The organism is Synechococcus sp. BA-124 BA4 (assembly GCF_034931165.1).
The window spans coordinates 1-19,846 of the sequence record NZ_JAYGIA010000029.1; the positions used below are offsets into that span (position 1 = coordinate 1).

24 protein-coding genes are annotated in these 19,846 nt (G+C 67.1%); 11 read left to right on the plus strand and 13 right to left on the minus strand.

Annotated features, from left to right (window positions below; genetic code table 11):
• From VB734_RS04260 to VB734_RS04285, 7 genes are all read right to left on the minus strand, one after another.
• On the minus strand, positions 1 to 408 hold a 408-nt coding region (locus tag VB734_RS04260; protein ID WP_323242959.1), incomplete at its 3' end, for a cytochrome c biogenesis protein CcdA.
• A gap of 24 nt (positions 409 to 432) precedes the next feature.
• The gene (locus VB734_RS04265) at positions 433 to 1,659 is read right to left on the minus strand and encodes a putative peptidoglycan glycosyltransferase FtsW (RefSeq protein ID WP_323242960.1); all 1,227 of its coding nucleotides are present in this window, start codon (positions 1,657 to 1,659) and stop codon (positions 433 to 435) included.
• Positions 1,660 to 1,805: 146 nt separating this feature from the next.
• Complete coding sequence (locus VB734_RS04270) at positions 1,806 to 2,006, minus strand: phycobilisome linker polypeptide (RefSeq protein WP_323242961.1); 201 nt, start codon at positions 2,004 to 2,006, stop codon at positions 1,806 to 1,808.
• Positions 2,007 to 2,052: 46 nt separating this feature from the next.
• The gene (gene apcB, locus VB734_RS04275; protein ID WP_216906017.1) at positions 2,053 to 2,541 is read right to left on the minus strand and encodes an allophycocyanin subunit beta; all 489 of its coding nucleotides are present in this window, start codon (positions 2,539 to 2,541) and stop codon (positions 2,053 to 2,055) included.
• Positions 2,542 to 2,584: 43 nt separating this feature from the next.
• A complete protein-coding gene (locus tag VB734_RS04280) occupies positions 2,585 to 3,070 on the minus strand; it encodes an allophycocyanin subunit alpha apoprotein (RefSeq protein ID WP_015110589.1) in 486 nt (161 codons plus the stop codon).
• Positions 3,071 to 3,453: 383 nt separating this feature from the next.
• Positions 3,454 to 4,104, minus strand: coding sequence for a phycobilisome rod-core linker polypeptide (locus tag VB734_RS14630; RefSeq protein ID WP_416238033.1), 651 nt, complete (start codon positions 4,102 to 4,104; stop codon positions 3,454 to 3,456).
• 39 nt (positions 4,105 to 4,143) lie between these two features.
• Positions 4,144 to 6,480 (minus strand): phycobilisome rod-core linker polypeptide, encoded by a 2,337-nt coding sequence (locus VB734_RS04285; RefSeq protein ID WP_416238034.1) that lies wholly within the window; start codon positions 6,478 to 6,480, stop codon positions 4,144 to 4,146.
• Between the two features lie 149 nt (positions 6,481 to 6,629).
• On the opposite strand from VB734_RS04285, the gene VB734_RS04290 reads away from it, so the two are divergent.
• From VB734_RS04290 to VB734_RS04330, 9 genes are all read left to right on the plus strand, one after another.
• The gene (locus VB734_RS04290; protein ID WP_323242962.1) at positions 6,630 to 7,853 is read left to right on the plus strand and encodes a class I SAM-dependent methyltransferase; all 1,224 of its coding nucleotides are present in this window, start codon (positions 6,630 to 6,632) and stop codon (positions 7,851 to 7,853) included.
• 46 nt (positions 7,854 to 7,899) lie between these two features.
• Positions 7,900 to 8,373 (plus strand): ATP synthase subunit I, encoded by a 474-nt coding sequence (locus tag VB734_RS04295; protein ID WP_323242963.1) that lies wholly within the window; start codon positions 7,900 to 7,902, stop codon positions 8,371 to 8,373.
• 79 nt (positions 8,374 to 8,452) lie between these two features.
• A complete protein-coding gene (gene atpB / locus VB734_RS04300) occupies positions 8,453 to 9,181 on the plus strand; it encodes a F0F1 ATP synthase subunit A (protein ID WP_094585565.1) in 729 nt (242 codons plus the stop codon).
• Positions 9,182 to 9,335: 154 nt separating this feature from the next.
• Positions 9,336 to 9,581, plus strand: coding sequence for an ATP synthase F0 subunit C (atpE, locus tag VB734_RS04305; RefSeq protein WP_015110594.1), 246 nt, complete (start codon positions 9,336 to 9,338; stop codon positions 9,579 to 9,581).
• Positions 9,582 to 9,681: 100 nt separating this feature from the next.
• Complete coding sequence (locus VB734_RS04310) at positions 9,682 to 10,164, plus strand: F0F1 ATP synthase subunit B' (RefSeq protein ID WP_323242964.1); 483 nt, start codon at positions 9,682 to 9,684, stop codon at positions 10,162 to 10,164.
• Entirely contained in the window at positions 10,161 to 10,688 is a 528-nt protein-coding gene (locus tag VB734_RS04315) for a F0F1 ATP synthase subunit B (protein WP_323242965.1), read from the plus strand. Before VB734_RS04310 ends, VB734_RS04315 begins: the two co-directional genes overlap by 4 nt.
• Positions 10,688 to 11,236, plus strand: coding sequence for an ATP synthase F1 subunit delta (gene atpH, locus VB734_RS04320; RefSeq protein ID WP_323242966.1), 549 nt, complete (start codon positions 10,688 to 10,690; stop codon positions 11,234 to 11,236). Before VB734_RS04315 ends, atpH begins: the two co-directional genes overlap by 1 nt.
• A gap of 62 nt (positions 11,237 to 11,298) precedes the next feature.
• A complete protein-coding gene (gene atpA / locus VB734_RS04325) occupies positions 11,299 to 12,816 on the plus strand; it encodes a F0F1 ATP synthase subunit alpha (protein ID WP_323242967.1) in 1,518 nt (505 codons plus the stop codon).
• Positions 12,817 to 12,829: 13 nt separating this feature from the next.
• A complete protein-coding gene (locus VB734_RS04330; RefSeq protein WP_323242968.1) occupies positions 12,830 to 13,780 on the plus strand; it encodes a F0F1 ATP synthase subunit gamma in 951 nt (316 codons plus the stop codon).
• On the opposite strand, the gene VB734_RS04335 is transcribed toward VB734_RS04330, so the two are convergent.
• The 6 genes from VB734_RS04335 to VB734_RS04360 form a co-directional block, all read right to left on the minus strand.
• Positions 13,731 to 14,162, minus strand: coding sequence for a PPC domain-containing DNA-binding protein (locus tag VB734_RS04335; protein WP_323242969.1), 432 nt, complete (start codon positions 14,160 to 14,162; stop codon positions 13,731 to 13,733). The genes VB734_RS04330 and VB734_RS04335 overlap by 50 nt on opposite strands.
• Before the next feature lie 23 nt (positions 14,163 to 14,185).
• The gene (locus tag VB734_RS04340; protein WP_323242970.1) at positions 14,186 to 15,298 is read right to left on the minus strand and encodes an HD-GYP domain-containing protein; all 1,113 of its coding nucleotides are present in this window, start codon (positions 15,296 to 15,298) and stop codon (positions 14,186 to 14,188) included.
• Positions 15,299 to 15,386: 88 nt separating this feature from the next.
• Positions 15,387 to 15,794, minus strand: coding sequence for an MGMT family protein (locus VB734_RS04345; RefSeq protein ID WP_323242971.1), 408 nt, complete (start codon positions 15,792 to 15,794; stop codon positions 15,387 to 15,389).
• Between the two features lie 6 nt (positions 15,795 to 15,800).
• The gene (locus tag VB734_RS04350) at positions 15,801 to 16,781 is read right to left on the minus strand and encodes an NAD(P)-dependent alcohol dehydrogenase (RefSeq protein ID WP_323242972.1); all 981 of its coding nucleotides are present in this window, start codon (positions 16,779 to 16,781) and stop codon (positions 15,801 to 15,803) included.
• Positions 16,778 to 17,494, minus strand: coding sequence for a DUF4336 domain-containing protein (locus VB734_RS04355; RefSeq protein ID WP_323242973.1), 717 nt, complete (start codon positions 17,492 to 17,494; stop codon positions 16,778 to 16,780). The genes VB734_RS04350 and VB734_RS04355 overlap by 4 nt, the downstream gene beginning before the upstream one ends.
• Positions 17,495 to 17,638: 144 nt before the next feature.
• Positions 17,639 to 18,313 (minus strand): hypothetical protein, encoded by a 675-nt coding sequence (locus VB734_RS04360; RefSeq protein WP_323242974.1) that lies wholly within the window; start codon positions 18,311 to 18,313, stop codon positions 17,639 to 17,641.
• A 313-nt stretch (positions 18,314 to 18,626) separates the two neighbouring features.
• Between VB734_RS04360 and VB734_RS04365 the strand changes: the two genes are divergently transcribed.
• Together VB734_RS04365 and VB734_RS04370 are read left to right on the plus strand one after the other, a co-directional pair.
• On the plus strand, positions 18,627 to 19,361 hold the full coding sequence (locus tag VB734_RS04365) for a TIGR02466 family protein (protein WP_323242975.1): 735 nt from the start codon (positions 18,627 to 18,629) through the stop codon (positions 19,359 to 19,361).
• Positions 19,362 to 19,453: 92 nt separating this feature from the next.
• Positions 19,454 to 19,768 carry a 2Fe-2S iron-sulfur cluster binding domain-containing protein gene (locus tag VB734_RS04370; protein WP_323242976.1) on the plus strand — a complete coding sequence of 105 codons (315 nt, stop codon included), beginning with the start codon at positions 19,454 to 19,456 and terminating at the stop codon, positions 19,766 to 19,768.
• Positions 19,769 to 19,846: the final 78 nt, after the last annotated feature.

Sequence of the window (19,846 nt, forward strand, 5' to 3'; positions counted from 1 at the left end):
CTCGGGGTCGGGCCCGGCCGGCAACGGCAGCCGCAGCAGGCCCAGCAGGTTGAGGCCCATCACCACGGCCACGACGGCCACCAGCAGCGGCAGCTGGCCGGGAATGCGGCCGTAGAGGCGACCCATCAGGCCGCTGGCCAGGCCGAGCAGCACCAGGGCCGCCACGATGCCGGCCGCAAAGCTGACGCTGCGCTGCCAGGGGGGACGCCCCTGATCCTCAGCGCCGAAGCCGGCCAGATAGGCCAGGGTGACGGGCAGCAAGGAGAGGGAGCAGGGGCCGAGGCTGGTGAGCAGGCCGCCGCCGAACACCACCGCCAGGGTCAGGGGGCCGGGGTGGGCCAGGGAACCCTGGAGCAGCAGTTCGCTGCTGCGGGCCCAGTCGGCGAACGGCAGCCCGGGGCTGAACATGGCCGATCGGAGTGGCAGCAGGGCTCAGCCTATCGGGGCAGGCCGGGGGGACCGCCGGCGGGGCCGGACCGGCTCGAGTCCGGCGGACTCCAGGGAGCAGCGCAGCAGCAGGCCGGCCAGGAACAGGCTGCTCAACAGGGAGTTGCCGCCGTAGCTGATCATCGGCAGGGGCAGGCCGGTGGTGGGCATCGAGCCGCTGGCCACGGCGATGTTGAGGATCGACTGGCCCACCAGCAGGGTGGTGCAGCCGATGGCCACCAGGCGGTGCTGGTTGCTGCGGCAGGCCATGGCCACCCGCAGGCCCACGAAGCCGAAGATCATCAGGAACAGCAGCAGCATCACCGAGCCGACGTAGCCGAACTCCTCGGCGAAGACCGCGAAGATGAAGTCGGTGGTCTGGATCGGCAGGTACTGGAGCTTCTGGGTGGAGAGCCCGAAGCCGGAGCCGAGCACGCCCCCCGAACCGATGGCCAGCAGGCTCTGCACCAGCTGGTAGCCGTCCCCCTGGGCGACGCGCCAGGGGTTGAGGAAGGAGGTGACCCGGTCGAGCTGGTAGGGGTTGAGCATGATGCTGATGCTGCCCAGCACGATCCCGCCGCCGGCGGCCCCCAGCAGCAGCGTCAGGGGCAGGCCGCCGGCCAGCGCCATCAGCCACAGCAGCAGGCCGAGCAGGGCGGCGGTGCTGAGGTTGGGCTGCTTGAGGATCAGCAGGATCACCACTCCGAAGATGCCGATCCAGAGGAGTTTCTGGTCGAGGGCGATCCGTCGCCAGTGGGAGAAGATCACGGCCCCCTGCAGCACGATGAAGGGCTTGATCAGCTCCGAGGGCTGCAGCTGCACCGGGCCGAGCACCAGCCAGCGGCTGGCCCCGTTGACGGTGGTCCCTACCACCAGGGTGGCCGCCACCAGCAGGGCTCCCACCAGCAGGGCCGGCGCCGCCAGGTGCAGCCAGCGCCGCATCGACGTGCGCATGCCCAGCCAGAGCAGACCCCAGCTGGCCACCAGCCAGATGGCCTGACGCTTGACGTAGTAAGCCCCATCGCCCATCTCCCGCTCGGCCACCCACCAGCTGGCGGAGGTGAGCACCAGCAGGCCCACCAGGCTCCAGAGGGCCACCAGGCCCAGCAGCAGGCGGGCTTCAGCGGGCCACTGCTGCCAGGGCAGCGGCAGCAGGCCGGCGCCGGGACGGCCGTGGAGCAGGCGGGGGGCAGAGGTGGACAAGGCCGCGGGAGGGTTCCGGGAATGGCCCATTCAGCCGTGACCGGGGTGGGTTTGTCGAGTCGCGGTGAACATTTCGCCGTCGGGGCCCCTGGCGCCCTCCGGGACCGCCGGGGCGGCTCGAAGGCAACAAAAAAGCCCGGCCATGGGCCGGGCGGTGGGAGCGCCGGGGGCGTCCTTCAGTTGCCGCAGTTCTGCTGACGACGGCCGGCGGCCAGTTCCACCTTCAGGATCCTGCCGCCCTGCTTCATGATTCGCTGCTGTTCGGCGAACCAGCTTTGATAAGGCACCCACTTGGTGAAGTAGGTGTTCTGCAGCTCCCTTTGGCTGCGCGCCTTATCGGGGCAGGGGATGCAGGCCGTGATCTTGAACAGGCGCATGGGGTGATCCTCGGAAAACGTGCCGTGGTGGGGGCGTTGCTGGGGATCAGTTGCCCAGGCCGGAGCTGATGTAGTCGAAGTAGACGCCCATCTCACGACCGGCATCGGGACCGACGAGGGAGGCGGTGGTTTCCTTCATGGCCTGGATCGACTGCACCGTGGCGCCGATGGGCACACCCAGGGAGTTGTAGGTCTCCTTGAGGCCGTTCAGCACACGCTCGTCGAGAATCGACGTGTCACCGGCCAGCATGGCGTAGGTGGCGTAGCGCAGGTAGTAGTCGAGGTCGCGGATGCAGGCCGCGTAACGACGGGTGGTGTACATGTTGCCGCCCGGACGGGTGATGTCCGAGTAGAGCAGGGCCTTGGCGACGGCTTCCTTGATGATGGCCGAGGCATTGGCGCTGATGGTGGCGGCGGCACGCACCCGCAGCTCACCGCTGGCGAAGTACTGCTCGAGGCGGCCCATGGAGCCACCGTCGAGATAGAGCCCCTGGACGTCGGCCTGGTTGATGACGTTGGTGATGGCGTCTTGCATGGATCCTGGGTTTGATGGCGATGGACGGGAGAGAGGTGAAACCTCAGGAGAGGGCGCCGACCACGTAGTCGAAGTAGAAGCCGGCCTCTTCGGCATCAGAGCCGGTCAGGAGGCCCGTGGCTGCGGTCTTCATCTCGCGCACGGCTTCCGCCATGGCTTCGAGGGGGGTGCCGAGGGCGCGATACATCTCGCGGGCCCCGATGACGCCGATCTCTTCGATCGGTGTCACATCCCCGGCGACCACGCCGTAGGTGACCAGGCGCAGGTAGTAGTCCATGTCGCGCAGGCAGGAAGCCGTCATCTCCTCCCCGTAGGCGTTGCCGCCGGGGGAAACGAGATCGGGGCGCTTCTGGAAAAGCTGGCCTCCGGCCTGCTTCACGATGCGCTCCCGGCTTTCGGCCAGGACCTGGGCGACGCGCAGACGACGCTGACCTCCTGCCACGAACGACTTGATCTGGTCAAGTTCGCCAGGGCTGAGGTAGCGGGCTTCGGCGTCCGCGTTGATGATCGAGTTGGAGACGATGCTCATGCAGTTCTGCCTCGAAACAAGCGGTCACCGTGAAGGAGACCGGTATCCGGTGGGTAAGGGTGATCGGCGTGGCCGACCGTCGCATCATTCTGTGGCAAGGCCCCTCGCTCCCATGGGGGCCGGTAACAGTTCTTCATGGCGGATGGCTTGGCGAGATCCCTTAGCTTGCAACGGCTTTCGCGGGAGTTCTTGACACCATCCAAGCGCAGCAATTGTTCATCTTTTGTTGTCGCCTTCTGGTGTGTCGCAAACGCATTGGCAGCCCAATAGTCCCATTTCGTTGTAGAGACAGGTCAAAAGAAACCCCCCGCGGCTGACCCGGGGGATCGCTAAAGCACCGGAAGCGCTCTTTCAGGGGAGAGCCTTGATCGGCGGGGAGAGGATCAGATCGCGCCCCGGACCGAGGGGGTGAGACCGCCGTTGCCGCCATAGAGAGAAGCGGTGCGGTTCACCGTGGTGAGGGGCACTCCATCTTCGGTGGCCAGGCCACGAAGGTAGGACACGGTGTCCAGGCCGAAGGCCGTGGCGTACTCCCGGGCGTTGAGCAGTTCGGCCACGGCCGCCTGTTGACCGGCCGTGGCGCGGGTGGCGAGGAACTGGCTGACTTCCGCTGGCATGGCGGCTCGGCCGAGCAGGGCCAGGTAGGCGGCCGAGGCCGCCCGCAGGGGGGCCATCCGCTGCAGCCTCTGCTGGAAGAGATCACTGCCGGCGATCTGGGACACGAATTCGGCCACCGAGAGCTGGCCGTCCCGCAGCTGGGATTCCGGATCCATCTGGCGCTCGGCCGCGAAAGGCACGCGGTTGAGCAGTTGGCGGTAGACCGCCTGCACCACTTCCTGCACCTGGGTTTCGCTTGGATCCTTGAGCAGCTGCACGGGACGCGACAGGCTCTGACGACGGCTGAAGCCCTGGGGGGAGCCTGGCCGCAGGGCCTTGGCCATCGCCCCGTCGGGAGCCACGGCGGCGCCGCTCAGCAGGCTGGTGCCCACCATGGCCTTCCAGCTGCCGGCGATGCCGATGCTGGCGGGGGCCACGTAGCCATTGCCGCCGCCCGGGCTGGAGACGCCACTGCGCTAGAGCGGCGCGGAGCCGCCGCCGGGCTGCCAGCGGGTCTGGCTCCAGCTGCGGGTGGGGGCCGGCGCCTGCTTGACCGTCTCGGGACCGGTGGGGACGCCGGAAGAGACCGTGGCGCTATGGCCACCGGCCACATCCGCTGACCACTGTCCGCGCACCTTCGGCTGCGCCGCCAGGTTGCGGGGCACCAGATCGCCCACGGTGCGCAGGGCCTGGGCCACGGGAACGATGGGGCGCTGGAGGGGGGTGAGGTCGGCGACGGTCTCGAGGGTCTGCACCAGGCCAGGCACCCGTCGGGCGTTGCGATCGGCCGGGGTGATGAAGCGTTCGTAGGGGACGGTGTCCTCGCCGAAGCAGTCGTTGTACTCGCGGCTTTCGAGCATGGCGTCCACGACGCCATAGAACCCCTTGCGGGCCGCAGTGTCGAAGTAGGCGTTGATCTCCCAGCGGCCGAAGGTGGGTCGACCCAGCAGGCGACGGTGCATCACCTCGAGGGCTTTGGTGATGTACAAACCGCTCCAGTAACGGCGCCGGAAGGCGTTGGAGCGGGCCACCTGGCGCACGAACTCCCGCAGGCTGATGTCGCCGTTCTCGAGTTTGATCTCCTCGACCTTGTTGCGCTCGCCGGCATAGCCGGCGGTACCCAGCACCTGCACGTAGACCGCATTGATGACGGCCTGGGTGCTGGATTCCGTGCCGCGGATGCTGGGCTGGCCGCCCCGGCGTGGAGTGGAACTGCCGCCGGTGGCGATCTGGCGCAGGCGCACCACCTTCGGACCCACCCGGCGTGGGGTGGCCTTACGGAACTGGACGCTGTCCATGGGCCCGGGCTGGGCCATGCCATTGCCGATCAGGATCCTCCGGGTGTCGTAACTGAAGGGGGCCGGGCGGGTGGCCACCGACGCCGTGCCGGAGGGGAAGATCGCCCCGTAGGTGAGGGCCAGGGGATCGTTGCCGCCGCCGTAGGGGTGCTGGTCGGCGAGGGGCTGGCGGTAGGAGGCGTAGAGGGTGATGTACTGGGGAGCACCCTCAAACGGGGCACTGAAGCGGAAGAGGTTGCGGTTGGATCCCCAGCCGGCGCTCTCCTGGGCTTCCTCGCCGATGTCGCGGAGGTAGGGAACCGTTTCCTCCCCGAAGACCCGGGCGTACTCCATGCCGTTGACCAGGGCGTCAACGAGGCCATTGAGGCCCTTGGTGCTGACGATGGCGAAGTACTGGCGGAACTCCTCGATCGAGCTCACACCGCGGCCGAGGAAGTGGCGGAAGGCCAGTTCCACCACCCGGCTGTTGGAGAAGCGGCCATAGAACTGGCGCTGATAGACCTTGCTGCGACCGAGGGCGCGGATGAACTCCCGCATCGAGAGCTGGCCCTGGCGCACCTGGGTGGCCTCCACCGGGCAGACCACCTGGGAGTAGCCCTTGACGATGTCCCGCTCGAACACCTGGCGGTAGGCGGCCCGGATGATCTCGGCCTTCTCAGCGCCGGAAAGGCGTGGCCGCATCACGAAGCGCTGGGCACCTTCGGCGGCGAGGGCATAGGTGGCGGGGAGCTGCAGACCCTGGTTGACGGGGCTGCCGAGGCGGGCCCGGGTGGAGGGGGTGGCCACCTCAAGCTCCTTGAGGAGCACGTTGAAGCAGTCGATCACCAGCTGGCGGGATTCCGGCTCCCCTTTGAACAGGCCGGCGGCGGCGGCGCGCATCTCCTGCAGGGCCACGTTGGTGGCCGAAAGGGAGCAGGCCTTCTCCAGTACATCGCGGAGGCCGCGGGTGTTCACCGCCAGGATGCTGGGATCGCCGGCGATCACCGCGTAGCCCACATAGCGCAGGAACCAGGCCAGGTCCCGCAGCGACTTGCGCATGCGGGCATTGCCGTAGATCGCCACCGAAATGGGGTTGAAGCCGCTGGGCAGCACGACCCGCACGTCCGCATCGGCCTGGACGCCCTCGAGGATGCGGCCGAGCAGGCCACTGCCGCCGGATCCCTGGGCGAAGGTGCGCACCGAGCGCTGGAACGCGGCCTGGTCGGCGGCGAGGGCGACACCATCGGCCGCCCCAGCGCTGGGGGTGCTGAGGGGGGCGTCGAGATAGGAGAGGGGGGTGCCGCCCGTGAAGATGCGGTTGGCGGCCCGGGCCACGATCGCGTCGGCGTTGGCGGAGATCAGTCGCGCGGCTTCGACGCGGATCTGGCCGCTGCGGAAGAAGGTGGTCAGGGCGTCCAGTTCGCCGCCGTCGGGGAAACGGTCCTGCTGCTCCGCCTTCCGGACGCTGGAGAGCGGCAGGGTGTCGTAGCGCTGGGGGGCGACCCTGGTGCTGCCGCTGCTGGCGGTCACGGTCATGAACGAGAGCGAGCCGGGCTGGGTCACGTTACGGCTGCACCCCTGGCCCCCCGGCGGGAGATGAACAAATGTTTGCAGCCTTCCCTGAGGCCCAGGCTGAACGGCGGCCGGCGCCGTGGAATGCTGCCGGACCCTGCAGCAAGGCACTGATGGATCTCCCCCTGGAGGCCCCGCTGGATGCCGCCACGCCGGTGGTGAGCGCCTTCTATGACCGTTTCCCTTACCCGGGGGATCCCCTCCAGGACGGCCCGCCGCCGGGATACAACTGGCGTTGGTGCGTGGACAGCGCGGTGGCGGCCGTGGACGGGTCCCTGCCGCCGGCGCCGCGCCCCTGGCGGATCCTCGACGCCGGCTGTGGCACGGGGGTGAGCACCGACTACCTCTGCCATCTCAACCCGGGGGCCGCCGTGCTGGCGGTCGATATCAGTGCCGGTGCCCTGGCGGTGGCCCGGGAGCGCACCGCCCGCTCCGGGGCCGCCGCCCAGGTGGCGGAGTTGCGCATCGAGCAGCGCAGCCTGCTCGACCTGGCGGGGGAGGGTCCCTTTGATTACATCAACTCGGTGGGGGTGTTGCATCACCTCGACCAACCCGCGCTGGGCCTGAGCGCCCTGGTCCCCCTGCTGCGGCCCGGGGGCCTGCTGCATCTCTTCCTCTATGCCGATGGCGGCCGCTGGGAGATTCACCGCACCCAACGGGCCCTCGGCCTGATGGGGGTGGGCACCGGGCCGGAGGGCCTGCGGCTGGGACGGAAGCTGTTCACCACCCTTCCCGAGACCAACCGCCTGCGGCGGCATCACGAGCAGCGCTGGGCCCTCGATACCGCCGCCGATGCCAACTTCGCTGACATGTACCTCCACCCCCAGGAGACCAGCTACGACCTGGAGCGCCTGTTCCGCTTCATCGATCAGCCGGGTGTCCGCTTCGCCGGTTTCTCCAACCCCGAGGTCTGGGATCCGGCCCGGCTGCTGCAGGGCGAACTGCTGGAGCGGGCCCAGGCCCTGCCGCCGGCGCAACAGTGGGCCCTGGTGGAGAGCCTTGATCCCGATATCAGCCACTTCGAGTTCTTTCTGCGGCGCCAGGACGGTGACGGGACACCGGCCGCGCCGCCGCAGAGCTGGAGCGAGCAGGCGCTGCTGGCGGCAGGAGGGGAGCGCAACCGCTGCCTGTGGGGTTGGCCCTCCACCACGCTGCTGGGGCCGGAGCTGGGGCCCCTGACCATCACCGAGCCGGAGCTCGCCTTGATGCAGGCCCTGGAGGCCGCCCCCGCCGGCACCCCGATCGGGTTGCTTCCCCTGGCCCAGGGCCCCGAAGAGCGGGCAGCGGCGGCGCGGCGGCTGCTGGCGGAGCGGGTGCTTCTGTTGCTTAGAGCCTGAACGGGCTGAGTGATAAAGTCCGCTCGCCAAGACGGAGCCTCGACGGTTGCAGGCTGCCCTGACTCCCTCCCCGGATGCCGTCCCCCCAGTGGAGACGTCGATCGAAGAGGTCGCAGTGCATCCGACCGACGACTCCCATTCCCTGTCTGAGGTCACCGACGCTTCGTCGACGGTGAACAACGGCATGGACGGTTACCTGCGGCTGCAGCGCCGGTTGCTTCTTTCCACGGTCTGTGCTACCGCCTTGGCGGTGCCCATCACGGCCCTGTGGTTTGATCTCCCGACCGCTTTCAGTCTGCTGGTGGGAGCCCTCGCGGGTCTCCTCTATCTCCGGCTCCTGGCCCGCAGCGTGACCCGCTTCGGCGTCGAAACCAAGGGGGTGGGCAAGGCCCAGCTGCTGGTGCCGGTGGTGCTGGTGCTCGCGGCCGCCAGGCTTCCCGTCCTGGAGATCCTGCCCGCCGTGGTGGGTTTCCTCCTCTACAAGCCCGCCCTGATCGCCCAGGCCGTCCTCGACAGCTGAATCGATCCCTCTTCAGCCGCTCCGGCGGCCCTCTTCAGCCGCTCCGGCGGCCCAGACGTTCCGCCAGGCCCTACCCCCGATGGCTCCGTTGCCCCTCGCCCTTCCCTTCGCCGCCCTCGAGGTCGGCCAGCACCTCTACTGGCAGCTCGGCAATTACAAGATCCACGGCCAGGTCTTCCTGAGCTCCTGGGTCGTGATCGGCGCCCTGCTTGCCGTTGTGGTTGTCGGTACGCGCCGCCTGGAGCGCGATCCCAGGGGCGTGCAGAACCTTCTGGAATTCCTGTGGGATTACCTGCGCGACATCGCCCGCGAATACATCGGTGAGAAGGCCTACCGCGACTGGCTTCCCTTCATCGGCACCCTGTTCCTGTTCATCTTCGTGAGCAACTGGGGCGGCGCCCTTATTCCCTGGAAGCTGGTCCACCTGCCCAGCGGTGAACTGGGCGCTCCCACGGCCGACATCAACACCACCATCGCGCTGGCGTTGCTGGTTTCGCTGGCGTACTTCTATGCGGGCCTGAGCCGCAAGGGCTTCCGGTACTTCGAGTACTACGTGGAACCCACGCCGATCATGCTTCCGTTCAAGATCGTCGAGGACTTCACCAAGCCCCTCTCGCTCTCCTTCCGTCTGTTCGGCAACATCCTTGCCGACGAACTGGTGGTGGCCGTGCTGGCGTTCCTGGTGCCCCTGGTGGTGCCTCTGCCTGTGATGTTCCTCGGCCTGTTCACCAGTGCGATCCAGGCCCTGATCTTCGCCACCCTGGCGGCTTACTACATCGGTGAGGCCGTCCACGAGGAGCACCACTAGCTCCTGCCCCCGCCGGTCCGGTCCCCCGGTCTGGCAAACTCTCTGCGCGCAGGTCCGGCATGATCCGGGCCCGCCTTCCCAGGTGTCCCCGGCGCAGGGTTCTCGACAAGGTTCCTTCTGCGCTTCCCCGGCGCCCCACATTTCTAACCCCACCATGGATTCCCTTACTTCCGCTGCGTCTGTCGTGGCTGCTGGTCTTGCCGTCGGTCTCGGCTCCATCGGTCCTGGCATCGGCCAGGGCACCGCTTCCGGCGGCGCCGTCGAAGGCATCGCCCGTCAGCCCGAAGCCGAAGGCAAGATCCGCGGCACTCTGCTGCTCTCGCTGGCCTTCATGGAATCGCTCACCATCTACGGCCTGGTGGTCGCCCTGGTGCTGCTGTTCGCCAACCCCTTCTCCTGATCGGAGGCCGTCGCGGGGATGAGCGGGCTGCACGTACGTTGCGGCCCTTCTTCACCCCCGGCTCCATTCACGCCTCCACCACCGCCCGCCTTTTTGCCCCATGACCAGCTGGCTTCTGCTTGCCGAGGCAGGTGCGACCGCAGGGTCGCCCGAGGGAGGTCTGTTCGACCTCGATGCCACCCTGCCGCTCATGGCGCTGCAGGTGGTGCTCCTCACCTTCATCCTCAACAGCCTTTTCTTCCGTCCGGTCGGCAAGGCCGTGGAGGATCGTGAGGGGTACATCGCCACCAGCCGCACCCAGGCCAAGGAGAAAATCGCCCAGACAGTTCGCCTTGAGGCCGATCTCAAGGAGCAGCTGAAGGGGGCCAGGATCGAGGCCCAGAAGGTGATCCTTGAGGCCGAGCAGGATTCCGACCGCCTCTACCGCGAGGCCATGGCGGTGGCCCAGGGCGAGGCCATCGCCAGCCGCGAAAGCGCCCGCAGCAAGATCGATGCCCAGCGGGACAATGCCCTGAGTCTTCTTGAGGCCGATGCCGACAGGCTCGCCGACCTCATCGTCGACCGTCTTCTGCCCGCCTCATGATGACCTCCACTCTCCCGTCGCTGTTCGCCAGCCACGGCAGCTTCGGCCTCAACCTCGACATCTTCGAGACCAACATCATCAACCTGGCGATCGTGATCGCCGGCCTGGTGTGGTTCCTGAGGGGTTTTCTCGGGGGGATCCTGGAACGCCGCCGTGAGCGGATCCTGGGGGAACTCAAGGAAGCCGAGGAACGCCTGAGCGTCGCCACCGCGTCCCTCTCCGTGGCGCAGACGAGCCTGGGTGAGGCCCGCGCCCGCGCCGAGAAGATCCGCGCCGACGGCAAGCTCCGTGCCGAGGCCATCCGCCTCGAAAGCGAGATGCGCACTGTCGAAGAAATGGCTCGGCTCAAGCAGGACTCCCAGTCCGATCTGGATTCCGAGGTGTCCCGCGTCAGCAAGATGCTGCAGCGCGAGGCCGCTGAGATGGCGATCGCCAAGGCCCTCGCCAGCCTTCCCGGCCGCCTCGACGCCAGCACCCAGGCCCAGCTGATCGATCAGTCCATTCAATCGATGGGGAACGCCTGATGCCTCTGCTCAACACCATCACCACCCCCTACGCCGACGCTTTCCTCCAGGTCTGCGACGCCAATGGGGACACCGAGGCGGTGATCGACCAGGCCCGGGAGATCCTGGCCCTCTGGCACGACTCCAGTGACCTGCGCGAGGCGATGGCCTCCCCCGTCCTGGAGGTCGAAGGCAAGAAGGCGGCCCTCGAGAAGCTCTTCGGCAAGGACATCTCCCCTTTCTTCCTCAACCTGCTCAAGCTGCTGGCCGATCGTCAGCGGATCGGGTTCCTCGATGCCGTCCTGGAGCGCCTGCTGGATCTCTACCGCGCCCAGAATCAGATCGCCCTGGCCACGGTGACCTCCGCCAGCCCCCTCAGCGACGAACAGCAGGCCCTGCTCGCCGAGAAGGCCAAGGTCGTGGCCGGTACCGACAAGGTGGAGATCAGCCTCGCGGTGGATCCTGCCCTGATCGGTGGGTTCGTCCTCAGTGTTGGCTCCCGGGTGATCGACGCCAGCCTCGCCGGTCAGGTGCGGCGCCTCGGCCTGACGCTCGCCAACGTGAGCTAGCGCTTCGCTCCCTTTCCCCTCTCCTTCTCACTTCATCGCCTCCCCTCCGGGGACTCCCACCCATGGTTTCCATCCGCCCCGACGAGATCAGCGCCATTCTCAAGAAGCAGATCGCCGACTACGACAAGTCGGTCTCTGTCAGCAACGTCGGCACCGTGCTGCAGATCGGTGATGGCATCGCCCGGGTCTACGGCCTGGAGCAGGTGATGGCCGGTGAGCTGGTGCTGTTTGAAGACGGCACCGAGGGTCTGGCGCTGAACCTGGAGGACGACAACGTCGGTGTCGTGCTGATGGGCGAGGGCCTGGGCATCCAGGAGGGCAGCACTGTCAAGGCCACCGGCCGCATCGCGGCGGTGCCCGTGGGTGACGCCATGCTGGGCCGGGTGGTGAACGCCCTGGGCCAGCCGATCGACGGCAAGGGTGAGATCCCCACCACCGAGACGCGCCTGATCGAGTCGATGGCGCCCGGCATCATCCAGCGCAAGTCGGTGCATGAACCCATGCAGACCGGCATCACCGCGATCGACGCCATGATCCCCATTGGCCGGGGCCAGCGGGAGCTGATCATCGGCGACCGCCAGACCGGCAAGACCGCCATCTGCATCGACACCATCCTCAACCAGAAAGGCGAGGACGTGGTCTGCATCTACGTGGCCATCGGCCAGAAGAACGCCTCCGTGGCCAACGTGGTGGAAGTCCTGCGCGAGCGCGGCGCCCTCGACTACACCGTGGTGGTGGCGGCCAGCGCCTCGGAAGCGGCGGCCCTCCAGTACCTCGCCCCCTACACCGGCGCGGCCATCGCCGAGTCCTTCATGTACAAGGGCAAGGCCACCCTGGTGGTGTACGACGACCTCACCAAGCAGGCCCAGGCCTATCGCCAGATGTCCCTGCTGTTGCGCCGTCCCCCCGGCCGTGAGGCCTACCCCGGTGACGTCTTCTATTGCCACAGCCGTCTGCTGGAGCGGGCCGCCAAGCTTTCCGACGCCATGGGCAAGGGCAGCATGACCGCCCTGCCCATCATTGAGACCCAGGCCGGTGACGTCTCCGCTTACATCCCCACCAACGTGATCTCGATCACCGATGGCCAAGTGTTCCTCAGTTCCGACCTGTTCAACTCCGGCCTGCGCCCCGCCATCAACGTGGGCATCTCCGTGAGCCGGGTGGGCGGCGCCGCCCAGACCAAGGCCATCAAGAAGATCGCCGGCACCTTGAAGCTGGAGCTGGCCCAGTTCGACGAACTTGCCGCGTTCTCCCAGTTCGCCTCCGACCTTGATGCCGCCACCCAGGCCCAGCTGGCCCGGGGCAAGCGTCTGCGTGAACTGCTCAAGCAGCCCCAGTTCAGCCCCCTGATCCTGGCTGAGCAGGTGGCAGTGGTCTACGCGGGCGTCAAGGGTCTGATTGATGAGGTGCCCGTGGAATTGGTGCCCCAGTTCGCCCGCGAACTGCGCGATTACCTCAAGAGCAGCAAGCCTGAGTTCATCAACAAGGTTCAGACCGACAAGGTGCTGAGCGACGAATCCGAAGCCATGCTCAAGGAGGCCATCCGCGAGGTCACCTCCTCGATGCTGGCCGCCGCCTGAGGACTCTCCACCCATGGCCAATCTCAAGGCAATCCGTGACCGGATCAGTTCGGTCAAGAACACACGCAAGATCACTGAAGCCATGCGGCTGGTGGCCGCCGCCAAGGTGCGTCGTGCCCAGGAGCAGGTGCTGCGCACCCGCCCCTTCGCCGATCGTCTGGCCCGGGTGCTGCAGAACCTCGAGTCCCGCATGGGATTCGAGGGGGCTGACTCACCTTTGCTGGCCGAGCGCCGTCCGGTGGGCACCATCACCCTGCTCGTTGTCACCGGCGACCGGGGCCTCTGCGGGGGCTACAACGCCAACGTCATCCGTCGTGGCGAGCAGCGCTTCGCCGAACTCAAGGGCCAGGGCTTCGCGGTCGACATGGTGCTGATGGGCCGCAAGGCCATCACCTATTTCACCAACCGCTCCTACCCGATCCGGGCGACGTTCACCGGCCTCGAGCAGGTGCCAACGTCCCAGGAAGCTGGCGAGATCGCCAACGAAGTACTGGCCGAGTTCCTTTCGGCCAGTACCGATCGGGTGGAGATCGTCTTCACCCGCTTCATCAACCTGGTGAGCTCCCAGCCGGTCGTCCAGACCCTGCTGCCCCTTGATCCCCAGGGCATCGCCAGCTCGGATGATGAGATCTTCCGTCTCATCACCCGCGATGGCCGCCTCGGCGTCGAGGTCGGCAAGGTGGAGAATGCGGCGCCGACCCTTCAGCCTGACTTCGTGTTCGAGCAGACCCCTGAGCAGCTGCTCAATGCCCTGCTGCCCCTCTACCTGGCCAACCAGCTGCTGCGCTCCCTCCAGGAAGCCGCCGCCAGCGAACTGGCCAGCCGGATGACGGCCATGAACAACGCCAGCGACAACGCTAAGGCGCTCGCCAAGACCCTCACCCTCGACTACAACAAGGCTCGCCAGGCGGCCATCACCCAGGAGATCCTGGAAGTGGTGGGTGGCGCGGCCGCGATGGGCTGACGATCAGCTCCAGGTGGCCGGTGGCGGGATCCCGCTCCCGGCCCAGCTGCCAGCCTTCCGGGTAGAGCAGCAGGATTTCCATCGTGGTGCGCACCCGGCTTCCGTGGCAGAGGTGGCCGCCCAGGGTGTGCCCCTCGGCGTCGGCCACCACCAGGTGGAGGTGGGCCCCATCCCCGCTGACGCTGCCCGCCAGCGAGATCACTTCCTGCGGACCGGCCAGGACGAGCCCTTCGTCCTGATCGGCGAAGCGCAGCACGGGACTCTCAAGGCTGCCGATCCCGCAGACGACGAAGCCGCAGCACGACGGCTCCGCCTGCGCCAGCCGTTCGAGCTCGCCGCGCAGATCCACACCCGGTGGCAGACGCAGGGGGCGGTAGCTCATGGGGAGGCGTGGGCTTGCTGGGGTCAGGACCCGCAGCGGTAGCCCTTCTCACGGAAGACCCGCAGGCAGGCGTCCACCACGGCTGGGTCGTAGAGCAGGCCCCGGTTTTTCTCGATCTCCGCGAGGGCGGCTTCGGTGCCAAGGCCGGCGCGGTAGGGGCGGTGGGCACACATCGATTCCACCACGTCGGCGACGGCCACGATGCGGGATTCCGGCAGCAGCTGATCGCCGGTGCGGCCATTGGGGTAGCCACTGCCGTCCATGCGCTCATGGTGTTCATAGACGATGCGGGCGATCGGCCAGGGGAAGGCCACATCCTTGAGGATCTGGTAGCCGGCCTCGACGTGTTCCTTGATCAGGTCGTATTCGTGGCGGGTCAGCTTGGTGGGCTTGCAGAGGATCTCCGCCGGCACCGTGATCTTGCCGATGTCGTGGACCGACGCGCCCAGCCGCAGCCCTTCCTGCTCCTTGGGCGAGAGTCCCAGCTCCGCCCCGATGGCGACCGCCAGGTTGGCCACCCGCGTCTGATGGCCGGCGGTGTAGGGGTCCCGCATCTCTGCCATCCCCCCCAGCACCGAGACCAGTTGCCGGTAGAGCAGTTCTTGTTCCCGGAGGGTGTCGATCCAGCCCGCCTTCGCCAGCTCGCCGGCGATGAGGCTGCCCAGACGGATGGCGATCGTGTCGAGCAGCAAGCGCTCCTCCGCCAGGAAGGGTCCTTCGTTGGCCTCTTCGAAGGGATCGGTGTAGCCCACGTCCACCGAGCCGCAGACCCGCTCATTGACTTTGATCGCCGAGGATTGGACCGACTGGCAACGTTCCAGATCTCCCGTCTGGTAGAGGCGTTCGCCGTGGCGGATTCGGGCAACGGCGCTGCTGGGGTGCAGCCAGGCCGTGGGGATCGTCGTGACGATCTCCGCCAGCATGCCGTCGATCGTTTCCTGGCTGGTGCTGATGATGTGTTCGATCTGCTGGAGGCAGTGGAGCTCCTTCATCCGTTCCATGAGGGCCTGCTCCAACGGCAGCGCCAGACCGTCGCGGGAGCGGGTGGCCACCCCCCGGGCCACCGCCCGGGCCGCTGAGCGGCCGCCACTGGCCCCGTTCCCATTGCCCATGGCATCCCCTACGGCAACGCCCATATCGCCCCCATTCCCAGAGGAGCAGAGCAGCACGAAGCACCTGCAACGGCGGTCGATGCCTTTCTGTTTTCTTCACGCTACTCCTCTGTCAGTGACCCCGCACCTGTTTCATGGTGTTGCGGGTCACCGCTGGGCGCACCTGTCTGGGGATGCCGTGGGGCAACGCGGCGGCCGGGAGAACGACGCTCTCCAGCGGGGGACGGACCGCATGGCCGACCACGTCGATTCCTTCCCGTTGCAGCAGCTGGGCCTGGCTATCGCCGTTGGGATCGCGCTTGGGCACCCCCAGGCTTCCGTCTGCTGACACGACGCGATACCAGGGAATGTCCAGCTTCGTGTTGTCGTCCAGCTGGCTGAGGATGTAGGCGACATGCCTGGGCATCAACGACAGATGCTCGCCGATGGATTGGTAGGTGGTGATCTTCGATTCGGGAATCGTCGCGACAATCCGGAGCACCTGATCCTTGATGCGCGCGAAAGCCTCGGACTTCGCCATGGGTGACTAGCTCGGCTCGCGCACGGAGATGATGACATTACCCTTCTTTCGTCCCGTATCGACATAGCGGTGGGCCGCCACGATCTGCTCAAACGGATAGATCCGATCGATCACCGGTTGGAACTCCCCCGTTTCTGCCAGCGCGGCAAGTTCGCGCAGATCCTCGAGTTTCACGGTCGCCGGTCCGGCGATCACGGTCCGGCCGGATGTCAGGGATACCCACACCCCCTTCAGCATGTCGGGCAGCCCGGCCAGCACCAGCAGCAGGCGCCCTCCCTTTCGGAGTGAGCGCCGGCAACGCGCGAACGGTGCTGTGCCGACCGTGTCGACGACCACGTCATACGTCTGGCCATTGCGACTGAAGTCGTCCCGGGTGTAGTCGATGACCTGGGCCGCCCCCAGGGAGCGCACCAGATCGAGGTTCGCCGTGCTGCACACCCCGGTGACCTCGGCTCCGGCGCGGCGGGCCAGCTGGATAACGGCGCTGCCCACTGCCCCGGAGGCCCCGTTCACCAGCACCCTCTCGCCGGGACGCAGCTTGGCCCGGCGCAGGAAGTCCAGGGCCGTCGTGCCGCCGAAGCACAGCGCGGCCGCCGTTTCGTCCGAGAGGCCCGGCGGTGTGGCCACCACCATGCCGTCCTGGGGCAGGCAGAGATACTCGGCATGGCAGCCCATGGCCATGTCGCTGAAGGCTAAGACCCGCTCCCCCACCTGGAATCGGGTGACGTTCCTGCCGATCGCGGCGACGACCCCGGCCAGCTCCGAGCCGAGGATGGGCTGCCTCGGCTTCCGCAGGCCGAACACCAGCCGCATGATCAGTCCGAAGCCCGTCGGCACCGTCTGGCTTCGGATGCGCCAGTCGGCCGCGGTGACGGTGGTCGCATGGATCCGGATCAGGATCTCCTCGGCCTTCGGGGCGGGTGTGGCGATCTCGCGGATCTGCAGCACCTCTGGCGGCCCGTAGCGTTCGGCGAGGACGGCTTTCATGGCAGGGGGGATCCGAAAAAGGAGGCATAGGCCCTGGCGAGGGCTTGCTTGCCGCCCGTTTCCAGCACGGCGCCGTGGGCCACGATCACCCGATCGAAGTCCCACTGCAGGACAGCCTGCATGGCCCTGCGCAGCGAAGCCCGCTCGGCGGTGGCCAGGCGCTCGAGAATGGTGGGCTCCAGGCGACCGTAACCGCCGCCGATCCGCGTGAGCCAGCGGGTGAGCCAGGCGGCGGAGGCATCGAAGTGGAAGGCGCTGTCCGTCAGGACGAGGGTCCGGCTGGGGGTGTGGCAGAAGGCCACCTCGTGCAGCGGCAATGGGCCGGTGGGCCCCAGGGTGTGGAGACCGCTGAGGCTGCACAGCAGCAATCCCGGCCATGGGGAGGGCTCTTGCGCGTTGAGCAGTCGGTCCAGCTGCAGATGGGGACACTTCTGCCTCAGGAAGGGCGGACCCCACACCACGGCCTGGGGACAGCGCTGCTGGAAGGCCTGGAGATGGAGATGGTGGAAGGCGTTGGGTGCCACGACATCGGTGACGACACCGATGGAGGCCAGGTCCAGTTCGAGCTCAGGGGTTGGCTGAATCGGCGAAAGGATCACCAGCCGGTGGCTGTGCTCCAGGCGGATGACGGTCATCCGGGTGCCGATGCTCAGGCCGAAGTACTTCTGCGGTTGTTCGGCCACCCAGAGATCATCGGCAAGGCGCCGCAGCATGGGGGTGGTGGATGGCTTTGGCCAGGCTAAGGGAGACGCTCACGTGCTGGAATTCGTACGGCCGCTGCCTGACAGAGGGGGGCGATGGAACCATTGCCTGGATGGTTCTGCACTCTGGCCGCGCAAAGATCCTGCCTGCCGTTCTCAAACGATGTGAATGATCAAAGCAAGGATGGCAACCATTGTCCAAAGGAAAGTGGCGAGAACTGAAGCGATAACGAGAGTCAGGAACAATGGGTTGGCCAAGAGCATGGCGCCAGCACTCAACGTCGCCAGTCCTTCGAACTCGCGGAGGACTGACTTGGCAGCACGAAGCCGACGGGCTAGCGTCAAAAGGTTTTGCAGGCGTTTCCATGCAGAGAATCCAGATTGGGCCGTCCGTGTCGCGGCGGCCAGGTCGGAGGCCCGCCAGCGCCGCTGCTTGATGAGGCTGTCGACACGCCAGTCGGCATCTTTCAGTTGTTTTTTCAGCTCGTTGTGGGCCTTGTACAGCGTGAATGCTTTTTGTGAGCTGTCCATGGCAAACTGGGAAATCTTCTCAGGCAACAAGATGATTTCTTTCAGTGTGGTGTGCAGCTTGGACAGCGTGAAGGAGGGTGCGCTGATCAGCATGAATAGAAAAATACAAGCGACCGCGTTCCTGCCTAGTGATTGATAGGCCATGATGGCAATCAACGCCCCTGAGCCAATATTCATCATCGCCAACCAGAAGATGCTGTCCACACTCTGGTTCGCGATTCTGACGGGCACTTGCAAGGCTTCCAGTACGGGTTTCAGGATCTCAGAGTTGGTTGTGCCCTGATTTTCTTGCCCGTTCATGAATCCCTGTGGATGGACGGCACTGTCGAGAGCATCATCTACGTTCGAAGATGCCGTGTGCTGTGGTTGGCGTGCGATGGCGCGTATGCGTTGAATGTATTGAATTGCCAGGCTGTATCAATCGGCCAGATGGTGTCGCTATGGCAGACTTATTTACGGCAGACTCTCTTGTTGTCGGGGTTTTCATCTGTTGGCCAGCGTAGCTTCTAAAGCTGGTCCGAGGCCCCCTTGCTGGCGACTTGCGGGATCTGCGCTTCCTGCGGCCACTGATCTGCAGGCCGTGTCCCCGTAGCGGTGCTCTCCCTCCCTGCCCATGGCTGATGCCGCCCCCGCCGCTCTGGCGATCGAGCCCCTGTTCCCGATGGCCCTGGGCCGGGTGCAGCTGGCGCCCGATCCCCTCGACACCGCCCTGCTGCTGCAGCGGGTGCTGGCGCTGCGGGAGCGGGATCCCAGTGAGGAGGGGGTCGCCTGGACCGGCGATGTGCGCGGCGCCGGGGAGCTGCACCGTGACCCGCTGTTCGCCCCCCTGATCGAGCGGCTGGCGCTCTATGCCCGGGAGTATCTGGCGGCGCTGGGCTTTGATCGCCGGCGCCTGGCCCTGCATGTGCAGCGCAGCTGGCCGGTGATCAGCGAGGCCGGCGAGCAGGTGGGGCGCCACCACCACCCCAACGCCCACCTCAGCGCCATCTATTACCTCAATGGTGACGGCAGCGGCCGCAGCGGCTGCCTGCGCCTGTTCGCCCCCCGCCAAGTCAATGAGCTGGTGCCGGGGCTGGCGGTGGGCCAGGACGGGCCGATCGGCGCCGATGCCGCCCTCAATCGCCCCTGGTGCGACGTGGCGCCCAGGGCGGGGCTGCTGCTGCTGTTCCCCGCGTCGGTCGACCATGCGGTGCTGCCCAACGAAGATCCCGACGACACCCGCTTCTCGCTGAGCATCGACTTCGTGCTCACGGCCCCGGCGAACGCGGCCGATCCGGGCGAGTACCTCGCCCCCCATCCCGGCCGCTGGCTGGCGATCGGAGAAGATGGGCCCGAGCCGGGAGCCTGAGCCGCCCTGCCGACGCCGCCCCTCCCCGACCCCCTTTGCCCGTGTCCGAGACCACCCCAGCGACCAGCCCAGCCACCTCGCCGGAGCTCCCCGTGTTCCAGATCAGCGCCAGCCTGGATGGCGCCTCGTACAGCTTTCCCTGCCGCAGCGACCAGACGGTGCTGAGCGCCGCCGAGGCCGCCGGGGTGCCCCTGCCCAGCTCCTGCTGCTCGGGCGTCTGCACCACCTGCGCCGCCCTGCTGCGCAGCGGCACCGTGCACCAGCCCGATGCCATGGGGGTCAAGGCCGAGCTCCAGGCCAAGGGCTATGCCCTGCTGTGCGTCTCCTATCCCCTCGCCGACCTCGATCTGGTGGCCGGCCAGGAGGACGCCCTTTACGAGGCCCAGTTCGGTCAGTTCCAGAAGTGAGCGCCCTGGTGCCCCTGGAGCTGTGGCTGCAGGCGTCCCCCGGTCCGCTGCTGCCCCAGCTGCGGCAGGGGCTGGCGC